Origin of the sequence: Pseudomonas sp. CROZ-RG-20F-R04-15 (assembly GCF_022662375.1) — a bacterium.
Classification (GTDB): domain Bacteria; phylum Pseudomonadota; class Gammaproteobacteria; order Pseudomonadales; family Pseudomonadaceae; genus Aquipseudomonas.
The window spans coordinates 83,117-99,927 of the sequence record NZ_JAKNQL010000021.1; the positions used below are offsets into that span (position 1 = coordinate 83,117).

The 16,811-nt window shown below is 59.9% G+C and carries 14 protein-coding genes; 6 read left to right on the forward strand and 8 right to left on the reverse strand.

Translation table 11 applies throughout. From position 1 onward, the window contains the following. Positions 1-13 precede the first annotated feature (13 nt). The 7 genes from L8H52_RS23760 to bioB all read right to left on the reverse strand — a co-directional run bounded on the left by L8H52_RS23760 (position 14) and on the right by bioB (position 7,107). Entirely contained in the window at positions 14-1,819 is a 1,806-nt protein-coding gene (locus L8H52_RS23760) for a phenylacyl-CoA dehydrogenase (RefSeq protein WP_242208971.1), read from the reverse strand. Between the two features lie 275 nt (positions 1,820-2,094). Further along, positions 2,095-2,391: a pyrroloquinoline quinone biosynthesis protein PqqE gene (locus L8H52_RS23765; RefSeq protein WP_242208972.1), complete on the reverse strand. Its 297-nt coding sequence runs from the start codon at positions 2,389-2,391 to the stop codon at positions 2,095-2,097. Positions 2,392-2,498: 107 nt separating this feature from the next. Next, a complete protein-coding gene (gene bioD / locus L8H52_RS23770; RefSeq protein ID WP_242208973.1) occupies positions 2,499-3,179 on the reverse strand; it encodes a dethiobiotin synthase in 681 nt (226 codons plus the stop codon). After that, positions 3,176-3,985 carry a malonyl-ACP O-methyltransferase BioC gene (gene bioC, locus L8H52_RS23775; protein ID WP_242208974.1) on the reverse strand — a complete coding sequence of 270 codons (810 nt, stop codon included), beginning with the start codon at positions 3,983-3,985 and terminating at the stop codon, positions 3,176-3,178. Before bioC ends, bioD begins: the two co-directional genes overlap by 4 nt. Further along, complete coding sequence (locus tag L8H52_RS23780; protein WP_242208975.1) at positions 3,978-4,709, reverse strand: alpha/beta fold hydrolase; 732 nt, start codon at positions 4,707-4,709, stop codon at positions 3,978-3,980. The genes bioC and L8H52_RS23780 overlap by 8 nt, the downstream gene beginning before the upstream one ends. Beyond that, positions 4,702-5,880: an 8-amino-7-oxononanoate synthase gene (gene bioF / locus L8H52_RS23785; protein WP_242208976.1), complete on the reverse strand. Its 1,179-nt coding sequence runs from the start codon at positions 5,878-5,880 to the stop codon at positions 4,702-4,704. The genes L8H52_RS23780 and bioF overlap by 8 nt, the downstream gene beginning before the upstream one ends. Before the next feature lie 171 nt (positions 5,881-6,051). Then, the gene (gene bioB / locus L8H52_RS23790; RefSeq protein ID WP_242208977.1) at positions 6,052-7,107 is read right to left on the reverse strand and encodes a biotin synthase BioB; all 1,056 of its coding nucleotides are present in this window, start codon (positions 7,105-7,107) and stop codon (positions 6,052-6,054) included. A gap of 91 nt (positions 7,108-7,198) precedes the next feature. On the opposite strand from bioB, the gene L8H52_RS23795 reads away from it, so the two are divergent. From L8H52_RS23795 to rarD, 5 genes are all read left to right on the forward strand, one after another. Further along, positions 7,199-7,933, forward strand: a complete 735-nt coding sequence (locus L8H52_RS23795) for a ComF family protein (RefSeq protein ID WP_242208978.1) — start codon at positions 7,199-7,201, stop codon at positions 7,931-7,933. A 187-nt stretch (positions 7,934-8,120) separates the two neighbouring features. Then, a complete protein-coding gene (locus L8H52_RS23800) occupies positions 8,121-8,885 on the forward strand; it encodes a TOBE domain-containing protein (protein WP_242208979.1) in 765 nt (254 codons plus the stop codon). Positions 8,886-8,955: 70 nt separating this feature from the next. After that, positions 8,956-10,857, forward strand: a complete 1,902-nt coding sequence (locus L8H52_RS23805) for a PhoX family phosphatase (protein ID WP_242208980.1) — start codon at positions 8,956-8,958, stop codon at positions 10,855-10,857. Between the two features lie 166 nt (positions 10,858-11,023). Next, complete coding sequence (locus L8H52_RS23810; protein ID WP_242208981.1) at positions 11,024-11,998, forward strand: serine/threonine protein kinase; 975 nt, start codon at positions 11,024-11,026, stop codon at positions 11,996-11,998. Between the two features lie 205 nt (positions 11,999-12,203). Continuing rightward, a complete protein-coding gene (gene rarD, locus L8H52_RS23815) occupies positions 12,204-13,091 on the forward strand; it encodes an EamA family transporter RarD (RefSeq protein WP_242208982.1) in 888 nt (295 codons plus the stop codon). Positions 13,092-13,314: 223 nt separating this feature from the next. On the opposite strand, the gene L8H52_RS23820 is transcribed toward rarD, so the two are convergent. Then, on the reverse strand, positions 13,315-13,833 hold the full coding sequence (locus L8H52_RS23820) for a glycine cleavage system protein R (protein ID WP_016983184.1): 519 nt from the start codon (positions 13,831-13,833) through the stop codon (positions 13,315-13,317). Between the two features lie 453 nt (positions 13,834-14,286). Here L8H52_RS23820 and L8H52_RS23825 point away from each other — a divergent pair, with 453 nt between their 5' ends. Then, positions 14,287-16,464 carry a malate synthase G gene (locus L8H52_RS23825; protein WP_242208983.1) on the forward strand — a complete coding sequence of 726 codons (2,178 nt, stop codon included), beginning with the start codon at positions 14,287-14,289 and terminating at the stop codon, positions 16,462-16,464. The last annotated feature ends 347 nt before the right edge of the window (positions 16,465-16,811 follow it).

The window sequence follows — 16,811 nt, forward strand, 5'->3', positions numbered from 1 at the left end:
ACCGCTTTAAGGCTTAGTAGCCCAGTGCGAAGTCTTCTTCTTTCATGTCCATCAGGTTGTTGGCGCCCGACAACATGGTGGCCACGTGAGTGCGGGTACGCGGCAGGATGCGCTGGAAGTAGAAGCGCGCGGTTTGCAGTTTGGCGGTGTAGAACGCCGCGTCGCCGCTGCCTTCTGCCAGCTTCTCGGCAGCCAGACGCGCCATGTCGGCCCAGAAGTAAGCCAGGCAGGCATAACCGGAGTACATCAGGTAGTCCACCGAGGCCGCGCCGACTTCTTCGCGATCTTTCATGGCAGCCATACCGACCTTCATGGTCAGCTCGCCCCATTCCTTGTTGATTGCCGCCAGCGGTGCGACAAACTCTGCAACGGCTTCGTTGCCTTCGTTGTTCTGGCAGAACTTGTGGACGATCTTGGTGAAGCCTTTCAGAGCTTCGCCTTGAGTCATCAGCACTTTACGGCCCAGCAGATCGAGTGCCTGGATACCGGTGGTGCCTTCGTACAGCATCGAAATGCGGCTGTCGCGAACGTTCTGCTCCATGCCCCACTCGGCGATGAAGCCGTGGCCGCCGTAGATCTGTACGCCGTGGTTGGCGGACTCGAAACCGACTTCGGTCATGAACGCCTTGGCGATCGGGGTCATGAAGGCCAACAGTGCGTCGGCTTTCTTCTTCTCTTCTTCATCGACGCCGTATTTGACGATGTCGACCTGTTTGGCGGTGAAGTACACCATCGCACGGTTGCCTTCGGCGAATGCCTTCATGGTCAACAGCATGCGGCGTACGTCAGGGTGCACGATGATCGGGTCAGCGGCTTTGTCCGGCGCTTTCGGGCCAGTCAGCGAGCGCATTTGCAGACGATCGCGAGCGTATTTCAGGCCACCCTGGAAACCGATTTCGGCATGGGCCAGACCTTGCAGCGCGGTCCCCAGACGTGCGGTGTTCATAAAGGTGAACATGCAGTTCAGGCCTTTGTTCGCAGGGCCGATCAGGAAACCGGTGGCGCCGTCGAAGTTCATCACGCAAGTGGCGTTGCCGTGGATGCCCATCTTGTGTTCCAGCGAACCGCAGGTCACAGCGTTGCGTGCACCGACGGTGCCATCAGCATTGGGCATGAACTTTGGAACGATGAACAGCGAGATGCCTTTGGTGCCAGCCGGTGCGTCCGGCAGGCGAGCCAGCACGATGTGGACGATGTTGTCGGCCATGTCGTGTTCGCCGGCCGAGATGAAGATCTTGGTGCCGGAGACTTTGTAGGAACCATCAGCCTGAGGTTCGGCCTTGGTGCGCAGCATGCCCAGGTCGGTGCCGCAGTGCGGTTCGGTCAGGCACATGGTGCCGGTCCACTCGCCGGAAACCAGTTTGGTCAGATAGGCTTCTTGCTGCTCTGGGGTGCCGTGCTCGGAGATGGTGTTCATTGCGCCATGCGACAGGCCTGGGTACATGCCCCACGACCAGTTGGCTTCGCCAACCATTTCGCTTACCGCCAGACCCAGCGACTCAGGCAGGCCCTGGCCGCCATGCTCAACGTCGTGAGCGAGGCTTGGCCAGCCGCCTTCGACGAATTGCTTGTAAGCCTCTTTGAAGCCAGTCGGGGTTTTCACGCCGGACTCGCTCCAGGTGCAACCTTCGAGGTCGCCCACGCGGTTCAGCGGTGCCAGTACCTGCTCACAAAACTTGGCACCTTCTTCGAGAATGGCGTCAACCATGTCCGGAGTTGCGTCTGCGCAAGCCGGAAGGCTCTGATAGTGCGCTTCGTAGCCGAGCAGTTCGTCACGAACGAAGCGAATATCACGCAAGGGGGCCTTGTAGTCAGGCATAGCGATAAACCTCTGCTGATGTAACCGGGAATGAACGACCGTGTTGATTTGTTGTGACGGTCAAACAGTTGTTTGAAACATACGTTTACGCCGAAATCTTGTCAAGCATCGATCTTTTGCCGTTCGTCTTCAGATCTTTCAAACGCCGGACACAGCAAACCGCCATGAGCTCGCACGAGCCACGGACGCTGAAAAAAGACTAGTTGAGAGAGAAGGACTTACAACGAAAAACGCCGCGACAAGGCGCGGCGTTCAGCAAGCAGGCGGCGAAAAAATCAGGCGAAGGTGTCGATGATCGTACCAAGCACTTCGTCGGATGCCTTCGCGACTTTCACGCCCAGCTCCACTTGGAATTTGCCTTGGGCCATTTGAACCATGTCACTGCCCAGGTCCATCTGCTGGCTACGATCCACACCACGCAGACGATCAATCTGCGCTTCCGAAGACTGGCTGGTGACCGAACGCTCGATCGTGTTGTTGGCGATCTGACTGGCCGCCTGATCGACGCGGTTCTGCCCGGTTTGAATGGTGCTCAAACCCGCATAAAAAGCTGTGTTACCGGAGATTTCCATAACGGTTCTCATCCTTGGGAAGGATCAATGACGTCATTGAAGCAGAGGCGCCAGAAAAACACCCGTCAAAAACACTAATGGCACAGTGCCTGCCCATAGAGAAAAGCTTAGTCGAGCAGATCCAGTTGCAAATGATCCGCCACCGCCTCTGCGCTCAAAGCCTTGAGCTTCGGCACGCGTCCAAGGCACGGCGCCGGAATCCGCTCAGCCAGCGTGGCGAGATTCTCCTCCAGCCGCGAAGTCTTCGGATCGATGATATTCGCCACCCACCCCGCCAGTTGCAAACCATCACGAGCAATCGCCTCGGCCGTCAGCAGCGCATGACTGATGCAACCCAATCGCACACCCACCACCAGAATCACCGGCAACTTCAGCGCAATCGCCAGATCCGACAAATTATCCTGATCCGCCAACGGCACCCGCCAACCACCCGCGCCTTCGATCAGAGTGAAATCGGCCTTCATCGCCAGAATCTCGCGCATCGGCGCCAGCAACGATTGCACGGTCAACGCCACACCCGCTTCACGCGCCGCCAGATGCGGAGCAATCGCAGGCTCGAACGCCACAGGATTGACCTGTTGATAACTCAGCGGCAACGAACACTCGGCCAACAGCGCCAACGCGTCGGCATTGCGCAACCCCTTGGGCGTGACTTCGCATCCGGACGCCACCGGTTTGCCCGCCGCTGTACTCAACCCGGCAGAACGCGCCGCATGCAGCAACCCGGCGGCAACCGTGGTCTTGCCGACATCGGTGTCGGTTCCGGTGATGAAATAGGCTGCGCTCATACGGGTTTCTCCAACACGGCGTAGACCACCTGATAAGTCGCCGGCAATCCCGACGCCTCACGGAATTGCTCGTAAGCTTCGACCAGCCCGAGAATCCGCGCGCGACCGGTCAAACCGCCCGGCCGACCCGGATTCAGATTGTGCGCACCCAAAGCTTTCAATTCATGCGTCAGGCTACGCACATCCGGGTAATGCAGCACGTGAGGCTGATTTTCCAGGCTCAACGTACGCAAGCCACTGGCTGCACACAATTGCTCATAGAGGGCGAACTCGCGGAAGCGATTGACGTGCACCAGCCCGTCGACCTGGCGCCAGCTGTCGCGCAACTCGAACAATGTCCCTGCACAAAGACTAGCAAACGCAAAAATCCCGCCCGGTTTCAACACGCGAAACGCTTCGCTGAGCACCGCCTCGAAGTCCGCACACCACTGCACCGCGAGGCTGGAGAAGATCAGATCGCAAGTCGAATCCTGCAACGGCAGGCGCTCGGCATCGCCAGCAATGAAATACTCAGCGCCGCCCAGCGGGCGCGCGTGATCGAGCATGCCCTCGGCAATGTCCAGCGCCACACCGTGGCCCTCGACAAACCGCGAAGCCAACGCGCGGGTGAAATAACCCGTGCCACAGCCAAGATCCAACCAGCGCTCTGGTACACATTCCAACGGCAAGCGCTGCAGCAACTGTGTACCGACATCACGTTGCAACTCGGCGACGCTGTCGTAACTGGCTGCAGCACGAGAAAAAGAGGCCGCGACCTGACGCTTGTCAGGCAAGCCGCCAGGCAGCACTAGAGACAAATCAGTCATCACCGCACTCATGTAAAAAAGCCTGGATCGCGCCCGCCAGTCCGTGGGGGTCTTCCAGAAGAAACGCATGACAGGCCTGTTCGATCAGACCTATTTCGATATCCGGCAACAGGGCGAACAACGCCCCTGCCGCTTCCGCCGGGACCAGACCGTCCTGCCCGCCGAACAAATGAAACTGCGGACCACGAAACGCCTGCAATGCTTCACGGGTGTCCAGTTGCGCGAGCAGTTCCAGTCCCGCCATCAATGCCGACGGCGCGGTATTCGGCGCGCCGCCCAACAGCAATCGCGACAAGCCGCGCGGATCCTGCGCACCTTGCGCACAGAGCAGCGAGAACCGTTTGAGCGTTGTGCGCGGATCGGCTTGGCAACCGGCGAGAAACGCATCGAAGGTCTCGCCGGGCATCGCGTTCGGCCACTGTTCATGGGCAACGAAGGAAGGATTGCTCGCCAGCGTCAGCAAACCGCAGCAATGCTCGCCACGCCGTGCCGCCAATTCGGACGCAAGCATGCCGCCCAGCGACCAGCCGCCAAGCCACACGTCCTGAGGAATGCTTTCATCAAGTTCGTCGAGCCAGTCTTGCAGATCGCTGGAGGCCAGTTCCGGCAACGGCTCGATATCGACTTTCAGGTGTTCATCGAGACCTTGCAACGCCGCAGCCAAGGGCTCCATCGGCGACACACCGAGGCCCCAGCCGGGCAGCAGAATCAGGCGATCACGCATGGCTTGGCTCCGACGACAGTTGGGCAAAGCAATCGGCCAGTCCCTCTAACAATAGCTGCACCTGCGCCTCGCTGTGGGCAGCGGTCAGGGTCACGCGCAAACGAGCGCTACCGGCGGGCACGGTGGGCGGACGGATCGCGGTGACCATCAGGCCGCGCTCGCGCAACATCTGCGACAAGCGCACCGCGCGCCCGGCGTCGCCAATCAAGATCGGCTGAATCGGCGTGAAGCTGTCCATCAGCTCCAGGCCGATCTGCTCGGCGCCATGGCGGAACTGACGGATCAGCGTTTGCAAATGTTCTCGACGCCAATGCTCGGTGCGTAGCAGTTCGAGACTTTTCAGCGTCGCACACGCCAGCGCGGGTGGCTGGCTGGTGGTGTAGATGTACGGGCGGGCGAACTGGATCAGGCTTTCGATCAGTTCTTCGCTGCCCGCAACGAAAGCGCCAGCGGTGCCGAAGGCTTTACCGAGGGTGCCGACCAGCACCGGCACGTCTTCCTGGCTCAAACCGAAGTGCTCGACGATGCCACCACCGTTCGCACCGAGCGGCCCGAAACCGTGTGCATCATCGACCATCAACCACGCGCCTTTGGCCTTGGCTTCACGGGCGAGTGCCGGCAGGTCAGCGAGATCGCCGTCCATGCTGAACACGCCGTCGGTGACCACCAGCGTATTGCCGGTGGCTTTCTCCAGGCGCTTGGCCAGACTGCCCGCGTCGTTATGCAGATAGCGATTGAATCGCGCGCCGGACAACAATCCGGCATCCAGCAACGAGGCATGATTGAGGCGATCTTCCAGCACCGTATCGCCCTGCCCGACCAGCGCCGTAACGGCGCCAAGATTGGCCATGTAACCGGTGGTGAACAACAAAGCACGTGGGCGACCGGTGAGGTCGGCCAATGCTTCTTCCAGTGCGTGATGCGGGCCACTGTGACCGATCACCAGATGCGATGCACCGCCACCAACTCCCCAGCGTTCAGCACCGGCGCGCCAGGCTTCGATGACTTGCGGATGATTGGCCAGGCCGAGGTAGTCGTTGTTGCAGAAGGCGAGCAACGGTTGGCCGTCGACCACCACTTCAGGCCCCTGCGGGGACTCGAGCAATGGGCGCTGGCGATAGAGGTTTTCGGCACGACGGGCAGCAAGGCGTGCGGCGAGATCGAAAGACATGCAGGCCTCGGTGAAATCACAAATATCTAAGTGAACGCGATCCCTGTGGGAGCGAGCCTGCTCGCGAATAGGCCTTCACATCCAACATCAATGTCGACTGAGGCACCGCTTTCGCGAGCAGGCTCGCTCCCACAAGGGGTTTTGCATTCCTTCAGAGGAATCCGCGCAGGTTTAAACGGCGGCGTTGTAGAACTGCGCGCTGCTCTTCTGCTCAACCAATGCCTGCTCGATCGCAGCCTGGTGAACCTCATCGGAGTGCTCTTCGCGCGCTTCCGGCTGGATGCCCAGACGTGCGAACAGTTGCATGTCCTTGTCCGCCTGCGGATTGGCGGTGGTCAGCAACTTGTCGCCATAGAAAATCGAGTTCGCGCCGGCGAAGAAGGCGAGAGCCTGCATCTGCTCGTTCATCGCTTCACGACCGGCGGACAGGCGCACGTGGGATTGCGGCATGAGGATACGCGCCACGGCGAGCATGCGGATGAAGTCGAACGGGTCGATGTCTTCGGCGTTTTCCAGTGGCGTGCCGGCGACTTTCACCAGCATGTTGATCGGCACCGATTCCGGATGCTCTGGCAGGTTGGCCAACTGGATCAGTAGATTGGCGCGGTCGTCCAGCGACTCGCCCATGCCGAGAATGCCGCCGGAGCAGATCTTCATCCCCGATTCACGCACGTAGGCCAGCGTCTGCAGACGCTCGCTGTAAGTGCGGGTGGTGATGATGCTGCCGTAGAACTCAGGCGAAGTGTCGAGGTTGTGGTTGTAGTAATCGAGGCCGGCCTTGGCCAGCGCTTCGGTCTGATCCTGATCGAGACGGCCCAGGGTCATGCAGGTTTCCAAGCCCAGAGCTTTCACGCCTTCGACCATTTTCAGCACGTACGGCATGTCTTTCGCCGACGGATGCTTCCACGCCGCCCCCATGCAGAAACGCGTCGAACCGATGGCCTTGGCGCGTGCCGCCTCTTCGAGGACCTTCTGCACTTCCATCAGCTTTTCTTTTTCCAGGCCGGTGTTGTAGTGACCGGACTGCGGGCAGTACTTGCAGTCTTCCGGGCAGGCGCCGGTCTTGATCGACAGCAGGGTCGAGACCTGCACGCGGTTGGCGTTGAAATGTGCGCGGTGCACCGTTTGCGCCTGGAACAGCAAGTCGTTGAATGGCTGTACGAAGAGTGCTTTGACTTCGGCCAGAGACCAATCGTGACGCAGGGTGGCGGTGGTGCTCGCGCTCATGGGGAGTTCCTTGGTTATGCTTGGCTGGCGGCTGCGGGAACGGAATACCCACAGGCGCGACACGGATGTTCGGCATATTTAAGGAAGAGTCATGCGCTGTCAACCACGATACGAAGGACAGGTTTACATCTGTTTAAATAATGTACAAACCTGCTTGCTTTGCGATGAGCCGACAGAAGCAGAAATGCCAATCTGCGTGGCTTGCGAAACAGATCTGCCGTGGCTCGGCAATCACTGCGTCACCTGCGCTTTGCCTTTAGCCGCAGCAGGGCTGACCTGCGGCGAGTGCCAGCTAGAGCCGCCAGCTTTTGAAGAGGTGGTGGTGCCATGGCTTTATGGCTTCCCGGTCGACAGTCTGATTACGCGCTTTAAACACAACGCGAAATGGCCGTTTGGCCACCTGCTCGCCGACGTTCTCGGGCAATACCTGCAACATCGCTTCGATGAGGGTTTACCCAGACCCGATGCGTTGTTGCCGGTGCCGCTGGCGCGTAAACGCCTGCGTCAAAGGGGCTTCAACCAGGCGGCGATGCTGGCGCGCTGGTTGAACAAGTCGCTTGATCTGCCAATTGAGGAAACGGTTCTAAGTCGTATCAAAGACACTGATGCCCAGCAGGACCTCGACGCCAAGTCGCGTAAACGCAATCTGCGTAAAGCCTTCGACCTTATGCCGGACGCGCAGGTGAAAGGCCGGCATCTGGCGCTGGTCGATGATGTGCTGACCACTGGCGCCACTGCGCAGGCGCTTGCGCGTCTATTGATGGACGCTGGCGCTGCGCGGGTCGATGTCTATTGCCTGGCGCGCACGCCAAAACCCGGAACCTGAAGCCAACACAATCCCCTGCGGGAGCGAGCTTGCTCGCGAAAGGGCCAGAACATTCAAAATCAATGTTGACTGACACGCCGCTTTCGCGAGCAAGCTCGCTCCCACAGGGTTCTGTGTCGGGCTTGACTCTCGCGTCGCTAGCGGCCAACTTCACCCCCCACCGCCACAGCTAAAAAAGCACCCATCCATGTCCATGCCCTCCCTGCTGTCCCAGCACATCGTCCGCCGTCCGCAGCGCATCGCGCTGCTGCAACACATCGCCGAACAGGGTTCGATCACCCGCGCGGCGAAGAGCGCGGGTCTGAGTTACAAAGCCGCGTGGGACGCCATCGATGAGCTGAACAACCTCGCACAGAAACCGCTGGTCGAGCGTGCCGTCGGTGGCAAGGGCGGCGGCGGTGCAAAACTGTCCAGCGAGGGCGAACGCGTCCTGCGTCTTTATCAAAAACTTCAGGCCTTGCAGGCGCAGGTATTGGAAGCGGCAGAAGACGCCAGCGACCTCGACCTGCTCGGTCGCTTGATGCTCAGAACCAGCGCGCGTAATCAATTGCACGGCAAAGTCGTGGCGATCGAGGCGCAGGGCCGCAACGACCTGATCCGCCTCGAACTGGCCGAAGGGCTGTGCCTCGACGCGCAGATCACCCACGACAGCACCGTGCATCTGGAGCTGCAAGCCGGCACCGAAGTGGTCGCGTTGATCAAGGCCGGCTGGCTGGAATTGCTGAGCACCGAGCAACCTGTAACGTCTGGACACAATCTTCTCAAAGGCACTATCGAGGCGATTCTCGACGCCGAGGACGGCCCGAGCGAAGTGCGCATTGCTCTGCCCAACGGCCATACCCTCTGCGCCCTGGCGGAGCCACTGGACTTGCGCACTCGCGGGCTGAGCGTGGACCAACCGGTGCAGGTGCAGTTTTCGCCGTCCAATGTGCTGATCGGCACTCCGCTGTAATCAGGCGCTGCAACGAAAGCGTCATCGACGCTCATTAAGGTGGCTGCCAAAACCAAGCAGGGAGCCTGATGTGAGCCTATTAGAAGAAAACCAATCCACTGACCTGGAAAAAATGGTCGGCCTCAGCCGTCGTGGTTTCATCGGCGCCGGTGCGCTGTGCGGTGCGGCAATGTTCCTCGGCGGCAGCCTGTTGAGCCGCAGCGCGCTGGCCACCGGAGTCAGCGCCGGTAACAGCCGCTTGCTCGGTTTCGAGAGCATTCCTGCCGCGACCACCGACGTCATCACACTGCCCAAAGGCTACAAGTCTTCAGTCCTGATCAGTTGGGGTCAGCCCCTGCAAAAGAACGGCCCGGCGTTCGACCCGAGCGGTAACGGCACCGCTGCCGCACAGGAAGTGCAGTTCGGCGACAACAACGACGGCATGAGCCTGTTCGCCTTCCCCGACGACCGCAACCGCGCGTTGATGGCGATCAACAACGAATACACCAACTACCGCTACCTCTACCCGCACGGCGGCATGCCGCAATCGGCCGAAGACGTACGCAAGGCGCTGGCCTGCGAAGGTGTGTCGGTGATCGAAGTGCAACGCAAGAACGGTCAGTGGCAGTTCGTTCAGGGCTCGCGCTACAACCGCCGCATCCACGGCAACTCGCCGCTGCGCATCAGCGGCCCGGCGGCCGGTCACGATCTGCTGAAAACCGCTGCCGACAAACACGGCAAGAAAGTCCTCGGCACGTTCCAGAACTGCGCCAACGGTAAAACGCCGTGGGGTACCTATCTGACCTGTGAAGAAAACTTCACCGATTGTTTCGGCAGCAGCAACGCCCAGCAGCAGTTCGACCCGGCGCAGAAGCGCTACGGCGTGTCGGTCGCCAGCCGCGAGATCAACTGGCACCCGTACGACCCGCGCTTCGACATGGCGAAGAACCCCAACGAACTCAACCGTCATGGCTGGGTGGTCGAGATCGATCCATTCGATCCGCAATCGACCCCGGTCAAACGCACCGCGCTGGGCCGCTTCAAGCATGAAAACGCCGCCCTGGCCGAGACCGACGACGGTCGCGCCGTGGTGTACATGGGCGATGACGAGCGTGGTGAGTTCATCTACAAATTCGTCAGCCGCGACCGCATCAACCACCGCAACGCCAAGGCCAACCGCGACATCCTCGATCACGGCACCCTGTACGTGGCGAAATTCGATAATGGCGACAGCAACCCCGATCACCCGAAAGGCCAGGGCCAGTGGATCGAGTTGACCCACGGCAAAAACGGCATCGATGCCAGCAGCGGTTTTGCCGATCAGGCTGAAGTGCTGATCCACGCGCGCCTCGCCGCCAGCGTGGTTGGCGCGACGCGCATGGACCGTCCGGAATGGATCGTCGTCAGTCCGAAGGACGGCCAGGTTTATTGCACCCTGACCAACAACGCCAAGCGTGGCGAAGACGGCCAACCGGTGGGCGGACCGAACCCGCGTGAGAAAAACGTTTACGGGCAGATCCTGCGCTGGCGCACCGACCGCGATGATCACGCGTCGAAGACGTTTGCCTGGGATCTGTTTGTGGTCGCTGGCAACCCGGGCGTGCATGCCGGGACGCCGAAGGGCGGCTCCAAGAACATCACCCCGCAGAACATGTTCAACAGCCCGGATGGTCTAGGCTTCGACAAGGCCGGTCGCTTGTGGATTCTCACCGATGGTGACTCGAGCAATGCCGGGGATTTTGCCGGGATGGGCAATAACCAGATGCTCTGCGCCGATCCGAAGACCGGTGAGATTCGCCGGTTCATGGTCGGGCCGATTGGCTGTGAGGTGACGGGGATCAGCTTCTCGCCGGATCAGAAAACCCTGTTTGTCGGGATTCAGCATCCGGGGGAGAACGGCGGTTCGACCTTCCCTGAGCATTTGCCGAATGGCAAGCCGCGGTCTTCGGTGATGGCGATTACCCGGGAGGATGGCGGGATCGTCGGCGCCTGATAAACCGCTTTCGCGAGCAGGCTCGCTCCCACAAGGGATCGCATTCCAAATGTGGGAGCTGGCTTGCCAGCGATGGCGTCAGCACAGACACCAACCAACTCCCCCGCTGCCATCTGCGCTACCATGCTGGGCCGGACGCGGCAGCCTGCTGCGCGCAGGAGTCAGCATGGCCCACCCGTTTGAAACCCTCACACCCGACCTCGTCCTCGATGCCGTTGAAAGCATCGGCTTCCTCAGTGATGCGCGCATTCTGGCGCTCAACAGCTATGAAAACCGCGTTTATCAAGTCGGCATCGAAGACTCCGAGCCGCTGATCGCCAAGTTCTATCGTCCACAACGCTGGACCAACGAAGCCATCCTCGAAGAACACAAATTCACCTTCGAACTGGCTGACGTCGAAATCCCCGTGGTGGCGCCGTTGATCCACAACGGCGAAACCCTGCACGAACACGCCGGTTTCCGCTTCACCCTGTTTCCTCGTCGTGGCGGCCGTGCGCCGGAGCCGGGCAATCTCGATCAGCTGTATCGCCTCGGCCAGTTGCTCGGGCGCATTCATGCGGTCGGCGCGACCAAGCCGTTCGAACATCGCGAAGCGCTCGCGGTGCAGAACTTCGGCCACGCCTCGCTGAACACCTTGCTCGAAAGCAACTTCATTCCGAAAAGCCTGCTGCCGGCCTACGAGTCCGTCGCCCGCGACCTGCTTAAACGCGTGGAAGATGCCTACGCCAACACACCGCACCAGAACATCCGCATGCACGGCGATTGCCATCCCGGCAACATGATGTGCCGCGATGAGATGTTCCACATCGTCGACCTCGACGACTGCCGGATGGGTCCTGCGGTGCAGGACATCTGGATGATGCTCGCTGGCGACCGCCAGGAGTGTCTCGGGCAATTGTCGGAATTGATGGACGGCTACAACGAGTTTCACGATTTCGACCCGCGCGAACTGGCGCTGATCGAACCATTACGCGCCTTGCGCCTGATGCACTACAGCGCCTGGCTGGCGCGGCGCTGGGACGACCCGGCGTTCCCGCACAGCTTTCCGTGGTTCGGCACCGAGCGTTATTGGGGCGATCAGGTGTTGGCCTTGCGTGAGCAACTGTCCGCGCTGAATGAAGAGCCACTGAAACTCTTCTGACCCAAACCTGAACCCTGTGGGAGCGAGCTTGCTCGCGAAGGCGTCATGTCAGTCAGCTTAATGTTGAATGTCAGTCCGTATTCGCGAGCAAGCTCGCTCCCACAGGGGTTGTGTGTTCACAAATTTCTGACCAATCAGCTACGGCACTCGCCGGCAAACCTCCTTACAATCCCTCCTTTGTCAGCTGCCTGAGCAAGGATTCTGCATGCAAGCCGCCAACCCGCGTCGCGGGTACATTCTGGGCCTGAGTGCCTACATCATCTGGGGCCTGTTCCCGATCTACTTCAAAGCCATTGCCGAAGTGCCGGCGGTCGAGATCATCATCCATCGGGTGCTGTGGTCGGCGCTGTTCGGTGCGCTGCTGCTGATGGTGTGGAAACACCCGGGCTGGCTGCGCGAGCTGCTCGACAACCCCAAGCGACTGGCAATTCTTGCCTTGAGCGGCACGCTGATCGCAGCCAACTGGCTGACCTACGTGTGGTCGGTGAACAACGGGCGCATGCTCGAAGCGAGCCTCGGTTATTACATCAACCCGTTGGTAAACGTGCTGTTGGGGATGTTGATTCTTGGCGAACGCCTGCGGCGGATGCAGTGGATCGCGGTCGGTCTGGCGGCGGTCGGTGTAGCGCAACAGGTGTGGCAGGTCGGTAGTCTGCCGTGGGTATCGCTGGTGCTCGCGCTGACCTTCGGCTTCTACGGCTTGATTCGCAAACAGGCGCCGGTCAAGGCGTTGCCGGGGCTGGTGGTGGAAACCTGGATGCTGGTGCCGATCGCGATTGCCTGGCTGCTGTTCAACCAGACCGCAACCAGCGCTCAGCCTGAGTTCTGGACGACTTCGCAAGCCTGGTGGCTGGTGGCCGCCGGACCGGTCACGTTGGTGCCGCTGGTGTGCTTCAACGCCGCCACGCGTCACTTGCCGTACACCACGATCGGCTTCCTGCAATACCTCGCACCGACCCTGGTGCTGTTACAAGCAGTGCTGTTGTTCGGTGAGCATCTATCGTCCAGCACACTGGTGGCGTTTATCTTCATCTGGGCCGGTCTGGCCGTTTATAGCGTCGATGCGGTGATCAGTTTGCGTCGGCGCACCTGATCAAAAAACGCACAAACCTTCACAGGCCACGGTTCTCGTGGCCTGCATCGTTCCTTCCCAAGGTTATCCACAGCGTGATCCCCGCCGTTTGTGTGCAAGTCACTGAATGTTGGCGGTTTTTTGATCACCTGCTGCAAAGCCACGGCGGGCCTCGCGTTGCGGGGTGTCTCTACAGGTTATCCACAGGCAGGTGCACGTTTAAACTGGATAACCTGATCGGCGCTTAAACGTCTGTGCGTAACACCAACTCCACCATCAGATCATCGGCCAGGGTTTCCAGACGCGACTGCAAGACGTCCAACGACAAGGTCAGCGGCACCGCAAGAATCGCCTCGGCGTGAAACAACGGCTCGCTGCTCATCGGCGCGGGACGCACTTCCGTGACCAGCCTTTCCAGATTCACACCCTGCTCGCTCAACAACCGCGTGATATCGCGCACGATCCCCGGACGATCATTGCCCACCAGGTCCATGGCGATCGGTTTCCAGGTGCAGGACTGCTCGATACCACTTTCGGCGATCAGCACGCGGATGCCATGAGTCGACAGTGCTTGTAAGGCATCGACTAATTCATCGTAAGCCTCTGCCGGCACGCCCACCCGAAGAATCCCGGCGAACTGCCCGGCCATCCGCGACATGCGGCTTTCCAGCCAGTTGCCGCCATGCTCGGCAATGCATTGGGCGATGCGCTCGACCTGTCCGGGCTTGTCCGGGGCGAAAACAGTGAGTACCAGATGGTCCATGGCGCAGCCCTCTTGTCATGACTTTTGTTATAGAAGAGCAAGTATAGGCAAGGGACGGGCAGGCGCCTCAGACGCCCGAAACGACAAATCGTGTACAACTTTTTATATTTAACTGGAACAATCTAGCTGTTTTTTGAGAACATCCCGTTCCGCGACGTGACTGCAATGCGTCATGAGGTCGCAGAACGACGTTATTAGTCTGATTTTCACAAGCGCAACTCATCATGTAGTATGCCGCAGCGCGCACTACATAACGCTGGATCGATGTCTGCCCAAGGCACATTCGCAACCCTGAAAGCCCCGTCAGCAAGGCCCCAAGCCGTTGATTGGTCCCAGCCCAGCCGCCAGCAATGGCATGTACTGGTCGGCAGGTTTGTGGTTTAAATGGCCAGAGGCTTCATTGTCAAATTGAAGAGCTGAAAAGCGAAATAGCTGAGCAGAGTGAGGCAAGCAATGACTGAACACGTTCAAGTCGGTGGCCTGCAGGTCGCCAAAGTCCTGTTCGACTTCGTGAACAACGAAGCCATTCCCAGTACCGGCCTCACCGCCGAAAAATTCTGGGAAGGTGCCGACAAGGTCATTCATGACCTGGCGCCGAAGAACAAAGCCCTACTCGCCAAACGCGATGACTTCCAGGCGCGCATTGATGCCTGGCACCAGGAACGCAACGGTCAGGCGCACGACGCCGTGGCCTATAAAGCGTTCCTGCAAGAAATCGGTTATCTGCTGCCAGAAGCGGCTGATTTCCAGGCAACGACGCAAAATGTCGATGATGAAATCGCCCGTACCGCCGGTCCGCAACTCGTTGTGCCGGTGATGAACGCCCGCTTCGCTCTCAATGCCTCGAACGCCCGTTGGGGTTCGCTGTATGACGCCCTCTACGGCACCGACGCAATCAGCGAAGACGGTGGCGCGGAAAAAGGCAAAGGCTACAACAAGGTGCGTGGCGACAAAGTCATCGCCTTCGCCCGTGCCTTCCTCGACGAAGCCGCTCCGTTGGCGGCAGGCTCTCACGTCGATTCGACCGGCTACAAAATCGCCGACGGCAAACTGCTGGTCACCCTCAAGGGCGGCAGCAACACTGGCCTGCGCGACGATGCACAACTGATCGGTTTCCAGGGCGACGCCAACGCACCAATCGCCATCTTGCTGAAACACAACGGTCTGCATTTCGAAATCCAGGTCGACGCCACCACCCCGGTTGGCCAGACCGACGCTGCCGGCGTCAAAGACATCCTTATGGAAGCGGCCCTGACCACCATCATGGACTGCGAAGACTCCGTGGCAGCCGTCGATGCTGACGACAAAGTGGTGATCTACCGCAACTGGCTCGGTCTGATGAAGGGCGACCTGTCGGAATCCGTGTCCAAAGGCGGCCAGACGTTCACCCGCACCATGAACCCGGATCGCACCTACGCCGCGCCAAATGGCGGTGAAGTGACGTTGCACGGTCGTTCGCTGCTGTTCGTGCGCAACGTCGGCCACCTGATGACCATCGACGCGATCCTCGACAAAGACGGTAACGAAGTGCCGGAAGGCATCCTTGACGGTCTGGTCACTTGCCTCGCGGCCATGCACAACCTCAACGGCAACACCTCGCGTCGCAACACCCGCACAGGTTCCGTCTACATCGTTAAACCGAAGATGCACGGCCCGGAAGAAGCGGCGTTCACCAACGAGCTGTTCGGACGCATCGAAGACGTGTTGGGCCTTACGCGCAATACGCTGAAAGTCGGGATCATGGACGAGGAACGCCGCACCACGGTCAACCTCAAGGCCTGCATCAAGGCGGCCAGCGAGCGCGTGGTGTTCATCAACACTGGTTTCCTCGACCGCACCGGCGACGAAATCCACACCTCCATGGAAGCCGGCCCGGTGGTACGCAAGGCCGACATGAAGGCTGAGAAGTGGATCGGCGCCTACGAAAACTGGAACGTCGATATCGGTCTGAGCACCGGCCTGCAAGGTCGCGCGCAAATCGGTAAAGGCATGTGGGCCATGCCGGATCTGATGGCCGCGATGCTCGAGCAGAAAATCGCCCATCCGCTGGCCGGCGCCAACACCGCTTGGGTTCCGTCGCCAACGGCTGCTGCGCTGCACGCGCTGCACTACCACAAGGTCGACGTGTTCGCCCGTCAGGCCGAACTGGCCAAACGTGCTCGCGCTTCCGTCGACGACATTCTGACCATCCCACTGGCGGTCAACCCGAACTGGACGCCAGAGCAGATCAAGAACGAACTGGACAACAATGCCCAGGGCATTCTCGGTTACGTGGTGCGCTGGATCGACCAGGGCGTGGGTTGCTCGAAAGTACCGGACATCAATGACGTCGGCCTGATGGAAGACCGTGCCACGCTGCGTATCTCCAGCCAGCACATCGCCAACTGGCTGCGCCACGGTGTGGTCACCGAAGCGCAAGTGATGGAAAGCCTCAAGCGCATGGCGCCGGTGGTGGACCGTCAGAACGCCAACGACCCGCTGTACCGTCCGCTGGCACCGAACTTCGACAGCAACATCGCCTTCCAGGCGGCGGTCGAACTGGTGATTGAAGGCACCAAGCAGCCGAACGGTTACACCGAACCGGTATTGCACCGTCGTCGTCGCGAGTTCAAGAAGGCCAACGGCCTGTAACTTGCGCTGAATGCCGGACATGAAAAAGCCCTGATCGAGAGATCAAGGCTTTTTTGTTAGTGCGGTGTGGGCTGGTATTTGTGGAGGGCTTGAAATCGATCCCCCTCACCCCAGCCCTCTCCCCACGGGGGCGAGGGGAAAGGGAGCAGATCTATATGCTTTTCAAAATCTGAGCTCGGCTCAGGAATTGCCAAGGGTTGAGGGGAAAGGGAGCAGATCTGTATGCTTTTCAAAATCTGAGCTCGGCTCAGGAATTGCCAAGGGTTGAGGGTTAAGGGAGCAGATATTGGTGCTTTTCAAAACCTGAGTTCGACTGAGGAGTTTCAGGTCGGTGTACCTCGAACATC